The 16044-nt window shown below is 38.8% G+C and carries 12 protein-coding genes and 3 tRNA genes; 4 read left to right on the forward strand and 11 right to left on the reverse strand.

Annotation, left to right across the window (positions count from 1 at the left end; genetic code table 11):
• Positions 1-11: 11 nt before the first annotated feature.
• Together tilS and ACVYAD_RS23315 are read right to left on the reverse strand one after the other, a co-directional pair.
• Complete coding sequence (tilS, locus tag ACVYAD_RS23310) at positions 12-1418, reverse strand: tRNA lysidine(34) synthetase TilS (RefSeq protein ID WP_349661778.1); 1407 nt, start codon at positions 1416-1418, stop codon at positions 12-14.
• Between the two features lie 31 nt (positions 1419-1449).
• Positions 1450-3840 (reverse strand): SpoIIE family protein phosphatase, encoded by a 2391-nt coding sequence (locus tag ACVYAD_RS23315; RefSeq protein ID WP_476428124.1) that lies wholly within the window; start codon positions 3838-3840, stop codon positions 1450-1452.
• A 686-nt stretch (positions 3841-4526) separates the two neighbouring features.
• Between ACVYAD_RS23315 and ACVYAD_RS23320 the strand changes: the two genes are divergently transcribed.
• The 4 genes from ACVYAD_RS23320 (at position 4527) to ACVYAD_RS23335 (ending at position 5295) form a co-directional block, all read left to right on the forward strand.
• A tRNA-Gly gene (locus ACVYAD_RS23320) sits at positions 4527-4601 on the forward strand.
• A 10-nt stretch (positions 4602-4611) separates the two neighbouring features.
• Positions 4612-4688 (forward strand) — tRNA-Met (locus tag ACVYAD_RS23325).
• Between the two features lie 5 nt (positions 4689-4693).
• Positions 4694-4765: transfer RNA gene (locus ACVYAD_RS23330), tRNA-Glu, on the forward strand.
• 278 nt (positions 4766-5043) lie between these two features.
• Entirely contained in the window at positions 5044-5295 is a 252-nt protein-coding gene (locus ACVYAD_RS23335) for a hypothetical protein (protein ID WP_386830826.1), read from the forward strand.
• Between the two features lie 211 nt (positions 5296-5506).
• Here ACVYAD_RS23335 and ACVYAD_RS23340 read toward each other — a convergent pair whose 3' ends face one another.
• From ACVYAD_RS23340 to mfd, 9 genes are all read right to left on the reverse strand, one after another.
• Positions 5507-5953, reverse strand: coding sequence for a S1 domain-containing RNA-binding protein (locus ACVYAD_RS23340; protein WP_079563696.1), 447 nt, complete (start codon positions 5951-5953; stop codon positions 5507-5509).
• A 133-nt stretch (positions 5954-6086) separates the two neighbouring features.
• The gene (locus ACVYAD_RS23345; protein WP_476428125.1) at positions 6087-6551 is read right to left on the reverse strand and encodes an FtsB family cell division protein; all 465 of its coding nucleotides are present in this window, start codon (positions 6549-6551) and stop codon (positions 6087-6089) included.
• 17 nt (positions 6552-6568) lie between these two features.
• Positions 6569-7060, reverse strand: coding sequence for a spore cortex biosynthesis protein YabQ (yabQ, locus tag ACVYAD_RS23350; RefSeq protein WP_349661774.1), 492 nt, complete (start codon positions 7058-7060; stop codon positions 6569-6571).
• Positions 7057-7356, reverse strand: a complete 300-nt coding sequence (gene yabP / locus ACVYAD_RS23355) for a sporulation protein YabP (RefSeq protein ID WP_004229167.1) — start codon at positions 7354-7356, stop codon at positions 7057-7059. Before yabP ends, yabQ begins: the two co-directional genes overlap by 4 nt.
• A gap of 108 nt (positions 7357-7464) precedes the next feature.
• Positions 7465-7755, reverse strand: coding sequence for an RNA-binding S4 domain-containing protein (locus ACVYAD_RS23360; protein ID WP_197142729.1), 291 nt, complete (start codon positions 7753-7755; stop codon positions 7465-7467).
• Between the two features lie 4 nt (positions 7756-7759).
• Positions 7760-9220 (reverse strand): bifunctional methyltransferase/pyrophosphohydrolase YabN, encoded by a 1461-nt coding sequence (gene yabN, locus ACVYAD_RS23365; RefSeq protein ID WP_476428126.1) that lies wholly within the window; start codon positions 9218-9220, stop codon positions 7760-7762.
• Between the two features lie 9 nt (positions 9221-9229).
• A complete protein-coding gene (locus ACVYAD_RS23370) occupies positions 9230-10852 on the reverse strand; it encodes a putative polysaccharide biosynthesis protein (RefSeq protein WP_476428127.1) in 1623 nt (540 codons plus the stop codon).
• A gap of 148 nt (positions 10853-11000) precedes the next feature.
• Complete coding sequence (spoVT, locus tag ACVYAD_RS23375; RefSeq protein WP_197142735.1) at positions 11001-11537, reverse strand: stage V sporulation protein T; 537 nt, start codon at positions 11535-11537, stop codon at positions 11001-11003.
• A 904-nt stretch (positions 11538-12441) separates the two neighbouring features.
• A complete protein-coding gene (gene mfd / locus ACVYAD_RS23380; protein WP_349661771.1) occupies positions 12442-15954 on the reverse strand; it encodes a transcription-repair coupling factor in 3513 nt (1170 codons plus the stop codon).
• Between the last annotated feature and the right edge of the window lie 90 nt (positions 15955-16044).

Genomic DNA, 16044 nt, shown 5'->3' on the forward strand with positions numbered 1-16044 from the left:
TTACAAAGACCTTAGTCTACGATGAGCACTGTATCATCGTTTGGTTGCGGAGAGGTTGAAAACAACATTCCCATTCGCACACCAATTACCGCTACGACCTCTTCAGATTGAGAAATCAGTAACGGCCAGCTATTCCGCTCATTCAAAGGAATCTTTTCATCTATAAAAAGGCGAGATAAGCGTTTTGGCCGATCCATTCCTTTTAACAGCATTCTATCCCCTTCCTTACGCGCTCTAACATAGAGTGGAAGTTTGAGTTTGCTAGCGTTAAAATAAAAAAGTTGTGCAGTATCCGTCAGCATTATAGACGATAAATCAGGCAACTCGACTACGCATAAACGTTCACCATTCGTCAGTGTTGTCCACCCATTAGCAGTCGAAATAATCTTTTTCTCAGGAGAGGCTTGACCTTCTATTGTCTCTTTCTTCTGAATCGTAAATTTTCCATAACGGCGAACTGCTATAAAATTTTCTGGCAAGTGAACTTCAGCATACCCCGCTGTCGTATCAAAAAGCTTTGTAATAGAAGTCAATAAAGCATAACTTTGTATCGTATTTGAATCTTTGTAAAGATAGTTTAATAGTATTAAAATGAGCCTCCTTTGTAAAGCAAGTGGTTCCAATTGATGAGCCTTAATTTCCATGCTATATGTATTTTCGTCAATTCTTTTTACTATTCTAGAAAATACATCCTCCGCTAAATTCATTAAATAGGCATCGTCTTCTTGCAATTGTTTTGTAAAATGGGTTACCTGCTCTGTTACTCGAGGATTTTCTGCCTCCAACAATGGCACCACATGATGTCTAAAACGATTTCGTACATAGGTGTCCTTATAATTGCTAGCGTCTTCACGATGATCTAACCCCTGCTTAAGTAAATATTCCCTTATTTCGGACTTTGTAACCGTTAAAAACGGACGAATTAATGTTTTTCCTTCAAAAATACGTTGTGAACGTATACCTTGCATACCATTGATCGTTGCATTTTTTGTCAGGGCCATTAATACTGACTCCAGTTGGTCGTCCGCATGATGTGCAGTTACAAGCTTGCTAGCATTCGTTTTTTCCATGATCTCTTTAAAATATTGATAACGTTCTCTACGGCAAATAAGCTGTGTATTGCCATTTTCTAAAGCCATAATCTCTGGTATTGGAATAGCCTTTGCATATAAGTATATACCATACTCATCACAATATTTTTGGACAAAAGCTCTGTCCTCAGCCGATGCTTCACCTCTTAGCATATGATCAACATGTACGGCTTCTACCGTAATCCCCCATTGATCTTTTGTTTTTACAAAATAATGGAGTAAAGCCATTGAATCCACTCCACCTGAAACGGCGATGAGAAGATGGTCGTCTTGCTGTAATAATTGCTCTTTTTCAATAGTTTTTTTGACCTTTAATTCGAGTGACAAACGCTTCTCCTCCCCTTTTCGTTCTCTATTATCATGAATTGCTCATAGAGTGCTGAACTGGTCTAAACACGGCCCACGTAGGGACAACATGTGTAACCTCTAGCATCAATACAGTGCAATCGTCTTCAATGTCATAGTAAGACTGGAAAGATTCCATAATCGTCGTTAATTTTTCCTGTATAGTTTTAGTAGTGCTTGCTACCTGCTGAGCATACGCTAAAAATGTCTCTTCCTGCTCGTCCCAATCATCAACACTTGAAAACAATCCATCAGAGTGCATCAAAATAACATCGCCCGCCTTAAGCTTTCTTTTTTCCGCCTCTACTGCTGAAATGGATAAAAACCCTACAGGAGCTGCATTGCTTTCAACCTTCAGCACCTCTTTCCCACGTAAAATATACGTAGACATTCCCCCAGCCTTCCATGACCATAAATCACCGTGTTGTAAATCGACAAGTGCAAAATCAAGCGTTGCATACATATCATTTTGCTGCTTTAAGGACATGACATAATGCAACGTGTGCATCGCAGTCTCTGGGTTCATGTTGTAATTTAAACATTCTCGCATTAAATGTATTAACTTTCTACTCTCATGCTGTGCTTCTTTACTCTGCCCCATACCATCTGACAATAAAATTGCAAATAGTCCTGGATGTAATTGAAATAATGCATGGGAATCACCGGAATATAACGTCGCATCTTTAGACATGCTATATATATCATACTCTACTTCAAAGCTAATAGCTGATCTAAAGCTTACTTGAATATGGCGAAATGGTATATCACTTGCTACTACCTTTTCAATTTCAAATGGTTCTTCAAAAATATCATATAAAATCGGCAATATCATCCGTTCAGCTAACGTTGTGTCTTCCTCCCAATCGACGCGTGCTGGTGCTAAAGCGCAGACAATTTTTCGTGCTCCCGGCTTATTACTTAACACATCTAGTTGAAAACATTCAATGTGCGCATCCTTTAACCGTTGAGTAATGTCCTTTTCCACACTAGCGAATGAAATAGTCTCTTCTTTCATCTCCGCTATTAACTGATTAAGATGATTGCTCATATCACGTAACTGAAGGGCAATCATTTTCTTACCATGAAAATACTGACCATTAATACGCTCTCTGTACAGCTCTGTTTCCAATTCTTCGAAAATTTTTGTTGATTTCACACATTTATAACGTATTTGTTCTTCGACACGATGCATACCAGAATCCTTTCCAACGCCTTTCATATGAAACCAGTCTGTCATTAGCTTGTCCATTCCGTTATTTTGCGCTCCCCAACAGTGATCATAGCGGAAACAGCTTAGGCATGTATTCATCGGCGACACTTCCTTCGCTTCTTCTATCGGGGCCGTCATAAAGCGTTCAAATACAAGCTCCTTCATAAATTGTACAAAGTGCTGAAAATGCTCTAATTTAAACGTAACATGCTCCGTTAACCAACTTTGACGGGCGAGTAAGACCTCCTCACGCTGCGGAAACAGCTTGTCCCGCACCTTATCAGAATATTTTTTCGGAATGGATAGAAAAGCAATACTCCCAATTGCAATCGATGTAAAATAAACGCTATCTAACGGCAATGTTGCATCGTAAAATAAAAAAAACACACTCGGCAAAATACTGCCAATTGCTACACCAAATCTTCCAACGCGGGCCCCCATCCCTGCACACAATCCAGTTAACGTGGCCACAGAAAGCATACCCGTAAACGAAAGCTTTGCAATCCCAATAAGCGTTCCGAGCACTGCTCCGATAACTGTCGCTAATGGTACACTTCCTACTAATGCACCGAAGCAAATTAATAGTTGTAATAAAAAAATGGGGAGTGAAAAATAGCTAATGACAACTGCTTGCATCCCTGTAAGCATAGCAGCAAATACAACTAATCCAGAACCCAACTTCTCATAAGTCCAATGGCTCGTAAACCATTCATAAGAATTGACAAACAACACTTGCATAAACAACGTCATAATAAGAGCCAAAGCCGCTTCACAACCTACATAAAATTGCACAAGCACCGGCGGTAAACCTTGATGCATAACTCCCTGCCATATTATTTGCACAAGCAGTACCGCCAAAGAGACCGCTATACTTTGTGGTAACTGCCAATAACGGAAGCGCATGATACATTCATACATAACGATTTGCAATGCTAAAATAAAGACTTGTCCAAATCCAAGAAAAAAACATCCTATCAGACCACCAAACAAAACACACTTGGCGTATTCCTTATACTTCGTTCGAATAATTGCCCAAAAAGGAACCGAGAAAGGCACGGCCGCTTCAAATACAACGGACTGAGCTAAAAAGAAGGATGTTAAAAAAAATAAAGAGCCTATTAACAATTGCCTTTTTTTCACTCCTAATTTTTGTTCGTCTACATTTGCCGTGTTATACCATTCGATACTCGTCATTTCACTATCCCCTTTCTGCACTTTTGGAGTTATTATAAAAAATTATGTATGGAAAGATTGTCTGACGGTGGCAGAAAAAAATATAAACATTTCGACGAATACATATGCATAAATACGAGAAATGGCAACAATTTCTACATAAAATAGAAGCTGTACAAGATTATAAACATCGCTTACTATGAGGTTGGTTTAAATAACAGAAAATTTAGGTAATTTTTTCTCGTTGTCGTTGTATACGATACTTTACAAAATCTATGCCTCAAGCGGGCTAATGCCCTCTCACCCTTTCTTTTTCACCGATTGACGTTCCATTATTCGTCATAATTACTATAGTCAGCAGTGTCGATGATACTTTTCTACTCAAGAACAAAAAGTTTGATAAATTTCCCATAAAAAGGGCCAACCACCAAAAGTTGTGGGCGGCATTCATTTTAAAGTTGATTGAAGTAGGGACTAGGTAACTCTTTGGGGATTAGCGTCACAGATGAGCCCTTGCAGTGCACAGGGGAACGGAAATCAACCACATTTCATGGTGATGAGCCATCGTACTCCCCCTTTTTATTAGCAAATCTTTAATTAATGAATAAAAACCATATATTTTTATTATTTTTTTCAAAAAAACTACTTGACGTTAGTAACAAAGGCTTGTATTATATAACTTGTTGCTAAAACAAATTGTTTAAAACGCGGAAGTAGTTCAGTGGTAGAACACCACCTTGCCAAGGTGGGGGTCGCGAGTTCGAACCTCGTCTTCCGCTCCATAATCTTATTGGCGGCCTAGCTCAGCTGGCTAGAGCGTACGGTTCATACCCGTAAGGTCGGGGGTTCGATCCCCTCGGCCGCCACCATAGTAGGCCCCTTGGTCAAGTGGTTAAGACACCGCCCTTTCACGGCGGTAACACGGGTTCGAATCCCGTAGGGGTCATCTCAAACAGGCGTCTCAGAATTATTTCTGAGACGCCTGTTTTTTTGTCGGTTAACAGTACAACAGCCTTTTAAACTATAAAGTAACATATTAGCAATATCACATTTCAGTTGCCGTTGCTGTCGCTTCGCTTTCGCACAGACAAAAACTTTGTTGTTGCTGTCACTCATAGGAAAGCGCCTAGTAGGAATAGAATCAGCCCCACGTTATGGTGATGCGCTCAAAAATATGGCATACTAATAATGAAAAGAGCGTGTTATCTAGGAGGTTTATTTCCTTTGAATTCATTAACGAAAGCTGCTTTAATTTGTGGAAGCGGCTCTATGATCATTCTCGTATCCATTCTTATTAATTTACCATTCGCTGTACAAATACTTTTACTTCTTACTGGGCTAGCCGTTAGTGTATACGGTGTGTTTTTACTTGTTAAAATGGTTGTTCGTCCAACCGAAAAGTCTTCAGAAACACCTACTGAACAAGCACCCGTACCCGCTCCTAAAAAGAAAAAGAGACCGACATCAACGTTGTAAGAATGGTTTACCCTTACATCCGCCGGAGGCTTTAGCCAACAAATCTCTTTCTTTCGCTACGAAAATACTTGCTGAAAGAATTTAAAAAGTAATCACGACTTATGGCTAGACGAAATGTATACAGAAAGTATTTAAAAAAGGGGATTAGCTTAATATAAGCTAATCCCAACTCTATTTATACACTTTTTCTACGATTAAAACAGTCAGCAAACTACCCTCTTCTAGCTCCGCGACCACCGCGTTTTGACTCTGTAGCACGTTTTAGTGTTGCTAGACGTTCATCACTATCTTTTAAGAAACGGGCCATTTTTTGTTCAAAATTCTCTTTTGGTTGATGGCGCTCGTTACGATCATTAGAACGATTATCGCGACGTGGACGTGCTGGACGCTCCGGACGCTCTGGTCTCTCTGGTCTCTCTGCTTGAGGCTTTGCTTTACGGATCGAAAGACCGATCTTTCCGTCCGCTTCAACATTCATCACTTTTACTTCAACTTCATCTCCAACTTTTAGATGCTCATTGATATCTTTTACATAATTGTCAGCAACTTCACTGATGTGTACTAAGCCTGTTTTGCCATCTGGCAGCTCAACGAATGCTCCAAAATTTGTGATTCCTGTTACTTTACCTTGTACCTTGCTGCCTACTTCAATTGACATAAAAAAAATGCTCCTCCTTAAAAATTAAGCGACTCTTTTGAGTCATGTAATCAATTTATCAAACTTTTTACTACAATAAGTTTCTCTCTTCATTATATATAACAAAAAAAGAGTGTCAACAATACATAGCTTTTCAGTCGTCTTTTTTACCTTTCTTTTCTGATACGGCGTCTTTTTTATCTGGTATATCAGCCTTTTTTTCTTTTTCATCTTTTTCATCCGGTAAAATGAAATTTATTTCACCTTCTTTGGATAGGAAATACTCTTTGCGTAGTAACTTTGCGATATACTCAGGATCCTCTAACTGTTTAATTTTAAGGTTTAGCGAATCTCGCTCTTCTTTCAAATCAGAAAGATGCTCCTTCGCTTCAACCTTTTCCTGCTCTTTTGCAGCTAGCGTTTCATTTTGATTCAAAAGTATATTTCCGAGAACGGCAATAATAACGACTGGTACAATCGCAAAAAAGGCAATGCGGCGCATTTTCCGTTTCCGCCCTTCAATTTTACGATTTATAGCTTTATCCGTGTTACGGACATAGTCATTATCAAGCTTAGTATAGTTTTGTTGGCGATCATTTGATGAACGACGCTTAGTCATGCCCGCACCTCCGAAAGTTATTGTTGTCTTTTATTATACTTGATAAATCGAAATTTTTTAAAAAAAGTGTTGGACAAATACGAATAAATTTTGACAAAAGGTCTTAAAACAAATGCTCCAATATTTATTAATATATTAAAAATTTGTCGAATGGTAGCAAATATTAATCGTATGATGAACCACAAAGGTCTCCATGTTATATTCACCAAAACCCTTGCGATGAAACGTAAAAAAGTCTGAAAAAATGTTTGATACAAAAAAATTCCGGCTATTTGCGCTAGCGGGTCATAAGCCCGCCAAGCGCCATCTTTTAGCCAAAATAATAAATAGTATGTCATGCCCCCAAGTAGAATCCAGGTAAGTAGTTCAAATACCATCATCCATCTTCGAAGGCTTGACCTTTTTGGAGTTGAAAAAACAATGAGCCTTACACTATCAATAATGAATCCAACTGCTATACCGCTCAAAACCATGACTAATAGTTGAACAAATTGTTCACTAACAATCATCCAAATAATTTATGAAGGAAACCTTTCGAGAAGCCACTTTCCTCCTCGTCATACTGTAAGGTTTTTACAGTTCCTTCAAGCGTCAATAACCCTTTGTCAACATCTAAATGAACGATATGCAGTTCTTCTCCACGGATTAACAAATGCCCTTGGGACGTCTTAATGAAAAACTCTTCCTGATCAAAGCGTTCAATTGATTTTACAGAAGTCATGTCCATTCTTTTACGATTACGAATCGTTAAAATATGTTCTCCAGATGGAATTGTGTAACGGTTACTTTCTTGATGTAGCGTCATTTTCTTCCTCCTTTAGTCGTCCTAGCTTCTGTTCACTTTATGCGGACAACCTTAAAAGCATGACAACTTTATTAAAGTTGCTACACTTTTATCAGAGGTATATTTGATTTAATCTTCGTCATCAATAAATTCAGGCTCAATTTTTTCAAGACGCTCTTCCTTCAAAATCGTAAACATTTTTGCGGCATCTTCTTTTTTCACAGTATCACGTAATTCTTCTACACGCGCTGTCACAATTTTTTGTCCAAAACGAATGGCTAGCTCGTCTCCAGCTTTAACAGCACTACTAGCCTTTGCGATCTTATCATTGATCGTAATACGGCCTTGATCTGCTACTTCTTTCGCTAATGTACGACGTTTAATTAAACGTGATACCTTTAAAAATTTATCTAATCGCATACTTTTACTCCTTTTCCAGTTGCTTCACTTCATTCCAAAAAGCATCTAATTGTTCTAATGTATAATCAGAAAATGGCTTTCCACTTTCCTTTACCTTTGCCTCCACATAACCAAAGCGTCTCGCAAACTTCTCATTGGCATGTAACATAGCCTCTTCTGGATTTAACTTGTAGAAACGTGCTAAATTCACAAGCGTGAACAAGACATCTCCAAATTCATCTAGACGTGACGCACTTGTACCTTTCGTCACCTCATTACGAAATTCCTGCCATTCCTCCGCAAACTTGTCCCATGCTCCATCTACATCAGGCCAATCAAATCCAACCTTTGCAGCTCTTTTTTGATAATTATAGGCAGTTTGTAGAGCAGAGGACGCCCGATATTCCTCTTCCAATAATGGCTTATCACTTATACCCTTTTCTTCTGCTTTTATAACTTCCCAATTCGCTACAACACCCTCTGCATCTTCTACCGATACATCTCCAAATACGTGTGGGTGTCGACGAATCATTTTTTCACTTATTGAAGCTAATACATCTTCCAATGTAAAGTAACCTTGATCTTCTCCGATTTGTGCATGAAGGAATACTTGTAACAGTACATCTCCGAGCTCCTCGATCATCGCAAAGTCATCCTCTGCATCTACCGCTGCCAAATATTCGTGCGCTTCTTCTAGTAAATATTTTTTCAGTGATTCATGCGTTTGCTTTTGATCCCACGGACAACCATTTGGTCCTCGTAAAACAGCAATAATTTGGCGGAAGGTTGCCCAATCTCGTAAAGCCTCCTCTTGCGATTTCACAGGTGGTACATATACCGTTGTTAAATTGTTCACCTCAACGCTTTGGTCGAGCTCATAAAGTGGTACCGTCACTAATTTTTCCTGTGCCGATCCTGCTGCAGTAACTACTGTAACAAGGTATTCGTCATCATATTTCTCCATTAACGTAAGCTTTACTTCTGACGCACTGAATGTATCATACACTTGGGCAATTAAAATATGCTGACGCATGTTAATGTCATGCATAGAAAAGCTAGTGCCATCCAGCAGCTGAAAGCCCTCAATCGGATCGATCTTTAACGCACCGAATATTGGGTCTAAGAAGCTTTGTCCACCTTCAATGACTAATTTTACTTTTCCCGCATCCGCAGCAGCAATCAGCAATTGCACAGTCTGCTCCGCAACAAGTGGATGTCCTGGTACAGCGTACATTACATCTTCAATCGCCGTAGCAGCCACAAGCGTTTCTGCAATTTCTTCATACACAGGCTGAAACGAGCCATGTTTTTCATAGACCGTGTCAAAGCTTTCAAATTGTAAGCCCTCAGCTGATAATTCTCCTAATACCGGATGATCCACTGTACGAACATATAATTTTCTAGCCGCTTTTAATTTTTTATAGACACCCATTTGCAGCTGATTAAAATCACCCGCACCTAGACCAATAACTGTTAAAGTATTCAACAAATCCACCTACTTCTTCCGATTTAACCATAATTGATAAACTGCCATCTTGCGCCCAAACGGTAGTAAGTACCACTCTTTTTCGCCAAGCACTCGTAACTTAGCAATTATTGTGACCATTACAAATGCCCCTAAACTAACAGCTGTAAAACCTGCTACCACCGCAACAAATCGAGGTGATAAAAATTGGCTTAACAACGATGGTATAAACTGTAACCAAACTAGCACTACAGCTGCCATGCTTAGTGATGCAATTCCAACTTTTTTATAAAAACTAGCTGGTGCTAATTGAATTGCAATTATTTTCTTTAAATAAAAAACAAGCATGAGGGCAGTAAATAATAGACCCACATTATTAGCAATAGCAGCACCTAATACACCAAATAAATTAATTGTCAGCACATTCAATATTATTTTAAATATAAAACCTACAATTAAAAATAAAGCTGGCTTTTTTAATTTACCATAACCTTGCAGAATAGCTGTAAATGTCAAAATAATCGACAAAGGCACGATTTGTAACACATACACCATAAGCACTTCCGACAGCGCATCTGTTTTAAAGAGCATTGCGTTAACATAAGGCATAACGAGTATTAAACCTAAAGATGCTGCCCACCCAAATAATACAGATGCTCTATACGTTAATTGTATAAACGGAATTGCACTACGGCCTTCCTGTTTTTTGGACATATGTGCGACAAGCGGTACAATAGCCAGCGAAAGAGAAGAAGCAATGACAACTCCGAGCTGCACTAGCGGCTGCCCACGATCATAAACTCCTTTTGTTACCTTAGCTACCTTCTGATCCATTCCACCCTCTACTAATAATGAATAAATTGTAAAGGAATCAACTAGCTGATAGCCAAGTAACAATAGGCCACTCATGCTTACACTTAAACTTAGCAATGTGACTTCTTTAATAATAGGAAAACTTTCGATACGTCGTCGCTGTTTCTTATCGTTCAATAAACCGAAACGTTTTTTAAAGATATACGCAAGTAATATAAAACCTACAATTTCACCAATAACTGTACCTATTATAGCCATTTGTCCAGCACTATATAGTGATTCTGTCGTCTTCATAATGATAAATGTGCCCGCTATAATGACGGATACCCTCACAGCTTGTTCAAGGACTTGTGCATAAGCAACCGGCTCCATAATACCTCTTGATTGGAAGCCGCCCTTTAAAATAGCAAGAGCCGGCATGACAAGTACTATAAATGAACCCGTCCGTATTAAAGGAGCAAGCTGCGTATCGCCCATGAGCCGTGCAATTATTTCAGCTCCACTAAATAAAACAACAAAAAACAACAACGATAGTACTGTTAAATAACGAAAAACAATACGCATAATACCGCTTCGTTTTTGATTTCGCTCTAGCGGGTCTAAAATACAATCATTATCTGCAAGCATCTTAGAAATAGCTACTGCAAATCCACTAGATGTCCATACGACAAAAATAGATATAACTGGATACACTTGCTGATAAATATAAAATCCTTCATCACCAACAAGGTTTTGAAAAGGCACACGATAAATTGCACTAAGAACCTTCACAATAAGGGCAGCAATTGTAAGTAAGGCCGCGCCCTTCATGTAGCTTTTCATGCCAAAACGTTCCGACATAAATTGCCCTCTTTCCTTCTTTAACAATGCCAATAGTATAGCATATCTCAAAAGTTTGACGCGCGGATACGATTACCATAAAACTATGTACGAAAAAAAGTTATTGTTCAGCCTAAAAAAAGGTCAGCGCAATAACTTTCAATTCTCATCAACTATTCATTTGTTTAGCTAAGAAGTTAGCAGCTGTTTCTGCAACTTTCACTTCAACTTCACCAACAAAATGTACCTTAGATAAAACGATAATACAACCGATTGGATCACCATTCACCATAATAGGTGTTGCACAATAAGACTTCACTTGCTCATATTGTCCAGGAACAATCTCGATAGTTGTTTCCATTTTTTCTATTTTTGTTGAACGCTCTTCCATAAAACTTTCCGCAAAAGATGTAATACGACGATTAATATACTCTTTCTTACCGATTCCCGCGACAGCAATTACTTCATCACGGTCGGTTACAAACGCTGGAGTACCTAATGTTTCATATAATGTTTCTACATATTCCCTTGCAAATTCCCCTAAATCGTTAATTGGAGAATATTTCTTTAAAATAACTTCGCCTTCACGGTCTGTATAAATTTCTAACGGGTCACCCTCGCGAATACGTAGCGTCCTACGAATTTCTTTTGGAATAACCACACGCCCTAAATCATCAATACGACGAACAATTCCTGTTGCCTTCATTCATAATCCTCGCTTTCGCTACAATAAAAATTTTTTTCAACTCTAGTATGGTTTTTTATGAAGCAATCTATGCAAAAACTGAAGAAAAAGGATTTCACACCCAACAATATTTTTCAAAAAGGCCTTAAAACCTAAATTATTGTACTTCAAATACATTTAGCATGTAGAATTTTTAACTTCAATCAACTTATCTTAGATTAACCACAAAAACAAATTTTTATAAATATTTTATAAAAAATTTTTAACAAGAAATAATAATAATCCAACCTATATTATTGCGTCAATGAGCCAAAAGGATTTTTATTATAAAGGCATTTTCATGCAATCTAATCCTTTTCACCTCCTCGCTCCTATCAGCTAGATCTACAGTTCTATTTGTAAAAACGATACTTAAGAAGTCGCTCCATCTACAGTCCAGTCAAAATTTCAATTTGCATGCACCTTTTGGCATATCACCCAAAGTTAATAATGGTAAAACGAAACTTCTGCAATGGATCTGTACGAAAGCGAGGGAGCAATATCAAATATTTTTTGCGCGTACGTGTAGTGCTAACGTTGCGTCTGCAACATATATTTTCTGTACACAAGTGTAGTGCTAACGTAGGTTTACAGAAATTTCTTATTGCGCGAAAGCGAAGCGACAGCATCGGATATTTTCAGTGCGTAAGTGTAGCGTTAACATCGCAACTAATAAGGGTTTCCCGCGTATGAGCCAGCGCTAACATTGCATCTGCAACAAAGGTTTTCTGTCTGTAAGCGTAGTGCCAACGTAGCGTCTACAACAACAGTTTTCTATACGTAAGCACAGCAACAGCGTCAACATTCATTAAGATCTCCTAGACCGTTTTGTTTTTCTATAATAAAAAGCTGACCATTATCCTAGTTAGATAAGGTCAGCTTTTTATTATTTTTGTTTTTTTGCGTTAGCAATAATATGCATCATATCTTCTAAAATATCAAAGGGTTGATATTTCCCACATTTTCGTTCATCAATCGTTAATTTTAGTTGCATACCATCCATACCAAAACCGACAGCTCGTTCAAATTTCATGGATTCTTCAACAACTTTACTGCCATCAACTTGTACTGTCCCCTCTTCTGATAACAATATTGTGATAATTTTTTGCTTTTCTTTTACCGACAATACGCCTGCATCTAAGCCCCATACCTTCATACGCGCAATTCGCAGTAAGCGCTCAGTTTCAATCGGAAGATCTCCGAAGCGATCCTCTAATTCCTCCGTGATTTCGCCATACTCCTCCACTTGATCCATCGCTTTAATACGTTTATACATTTGAATTTTTTGATAGCCATCAGGAATGTATACATCCGGAATATACGCATCAATACTCAATATAATTTCAATATCAGGCTTCTCTTCTTTTTTCACACCAGTTTGGCGCTCAGCAATCGCCTCTTGTAGCATTTGTGAATACAAGTCAAAACCGACAGAATCAATAAAGCCATGTTGCTGCGCTCCTAGCAGATTCCCAGCACCGCGAATAGATAAGTCACGCATAGCAATTTTAAATCCTGAACCTAACTCTGTAAATTCTTTAATCGCCTGCAATCGTTGCTCAGCTACATCTGTAAGAACTTTATCACGTTGATACATAAAGTACGCATATGCTACCCTATTAGAACGCCCAACACGCCCACGCAATTGATAAAGCTGCGCTAAGCCCATTCGATCAGCATCGTGAACAATCAATGTATTAACGTTCGGTATATCTACACCTGTCTCAATAATCGTTGTTGTTACAAGCACATCATAGGCACCTTCTAAAAAGGCTAATATGACAGATTCTAATTCTGACTCCGTCATTTTCCCATGTGCATGCCCGATACGTGCTTCGGGGACAAGCGTTTGAATTTCATCAACTTTACGAGCCATATCCTCTACACGATTGTATAAGTAGAATACTTGCCCACCACGCGCCATTTCTCTCTCAATAGCTTCCCGCACTAATGCACCGCTATGCTCCATTACATAGGTTTGTACAGGGAAACGGTTCGCTGGTGGCGTTTCAATTACCGATAAATCACGAACACCTACCATCGACATATGAAGTGTTCTTGGAATCGGAGTTGCCGTTAGTGTTAATACATCAACATTCGTCTTAAGTTGTTTAATTTTTTCCTTATGCGTTACACCAAAACGTTGCTCCTCATCAACAATAAGCAATCCGAGGTCTTGGAATATTAAGTCTTTAGATAAAATTCGATGCGTTCCAATAACAATATCAACTTGCCCTTCTTTTAAGCCCTTTAACGTCGCCGTTTGCTCTTTTTTTGTGCGGAAACGAGACAGGAGACCTACATTAATAGCAAAGTCTTGGAATCTCTCACGAATCGTTTCGTAATGTTGCTGCGCTAAAATCGTTGTCGGCACAAGGAACGCTACCTGCTTGCCGTCTTGAATTGCTTTAAATGCAGCACGAATTGCTACCTCAGTTTTACCGTATCCCACATCTCCACATACAAGGCGATCCATAGGACGTTCACGTTCCATATCACGTTTCACTTCGATAATTGAACGTAACTGATCCTCTGTTTCCTCATAAGCGAATGAAGCCTCAAAATTGCGCTGATCGTCATTGTCAATCGCAAATGCATGACCCTTTTCTGCTTCACGTTTCGCATACAGCTTAATTAAATCATCAGCAATATCTTGCACAGCAGAGGACACTTTAGCTTTAGCTTTTTTCCACTCTGCTCCACCTAATTTATGTAGCTTCGGTTCACGGTCTTCAGATGCTACATATTTTTGGATTAAATCTATTTGCTCTACTGGAACATACAACTTATCATCTGCGCGATATCGAATGTGTAGGTAATCTTTATGTGTGCCATTTACCTCCAGTGTTTCTAAGCCAATATATTTCCCAATACCGTGATGTACATGTACAACATAGTCGCCAGGTTTAATTTCTGTATAGCTTTTAATACGCTCTGCGTTCGTCATTTTTTGAGGACGTGCTTTTTTCTTCGCCTGCTGTTTAAACAGCTCATCCTCTGTAACTACCACTAAGCGCTGTAACGGTAATTCAAAGCCACTAGATAGCGAGCCATCCACAATATAAATACCCGCTTCTGTCGGATGACCAATTGTCGTATGAATATCATATTCTTCAAGCATTTGCTGTACACGTTTAACACGGTCTTTATCTCTCGCCACAATTAGTACAGTAAATTTACCGAGTAGCCAGCGTTCAACCTCGCTTTGTAATAATGACATTTGGCCATGAAATTGTTGCATTGGTTTGCAAGAAAAGTTCGTCGTCTTATTAAAGGATACACCTGCAAAAGTTCGCGAAAATAATGAGAAATATAGTTTTTGCTGAGATAACATTGCTAGAATCTCTTTTAAAGAGAATGCTGGCTTTACATCATGCACCATTTTTCCTTCTTCAATTAGAGATAAAAACCACTCATCTTCTTCACGCTCCCATGCATCCATAACCTCCTGAATGCGCCCGAGCTCATCAAACAGCACAATGCCGTCGTGTACAAAATAATCGCCTAAATAGGCTGTTATCTCATACAATAACGAACCATATTTATTTACATAGTCCGGTAAATTCCCTTGCTGTAACAATTCAATATCATATTGAATATGTTGATACAGTAACTCCTTCGTCTCCTGCTTCTTGACTTTCTTTAAGCTTGTCGCTAATGCAGCTTCTAAACGACCTGCCAATGCTTTTCTTTCTTCCTTTGTCAAAATAACTTCTGACGCAGGGAGGATACGAATCTTCTGTAATTTATCAATGGAACGTTGATCGTCCGCAGAAAATGTTCGAATCGAGTCCACTTCCGTATCAAATAATTCTATACGAATCGGTGACTCTAAATACGGAGGATAAATATCTAATATGCCACCACGTAACGCAAATTCTCCAGGTGTCGTCACCATCGAATTACGCACGTACCCCATCTCTACTAATGTTTGAAGCCATTCATCAATCTGAATATCCTCACCTACTGCTATTTGTAAAAAATACTGTAGCCAATGCTCTTTAGGCTGCATCATTTTACGTAAGCCCGCAACCGGTATTACATAAACAGCTTTTTCACCTCTAGCAAGACGATCAAGTGTTGCGATACGTTCAGCACGTAGCTCCGGGGAAGCAACAGATAAATCAGCAGCAATAAACTCATCGGCAGGATAATAATGAACATGCTCCTCACCTAAAAGTCCCGCCAGCTCGTCGGCCATTTTCTGAGCCTGCAATAGATTAGGAGATATAATATAAATTGGTTTTTTTACATATTCAAATAATGCATCGACCATTACCGGGCGTGCGCTTCCAGTTAATCCTGTAATAAGCTGTGTTGCAGAATGACCGCTCTGAATCTCTTGTAAAAATGATGTGATATGTTTGTCCTGCATCACAAGCTGTCGTAAAACTTCCAATGTCAAAAGCTCCTTTCAACGCATAATTCTCGTCACCATTACTAGTAATCTAGTACTATAATACGTATTTTTATTGTTTATTTTATCCAT

The organism is Lysinibacillus sp. G1-3 (assembly GCF_056322905.1).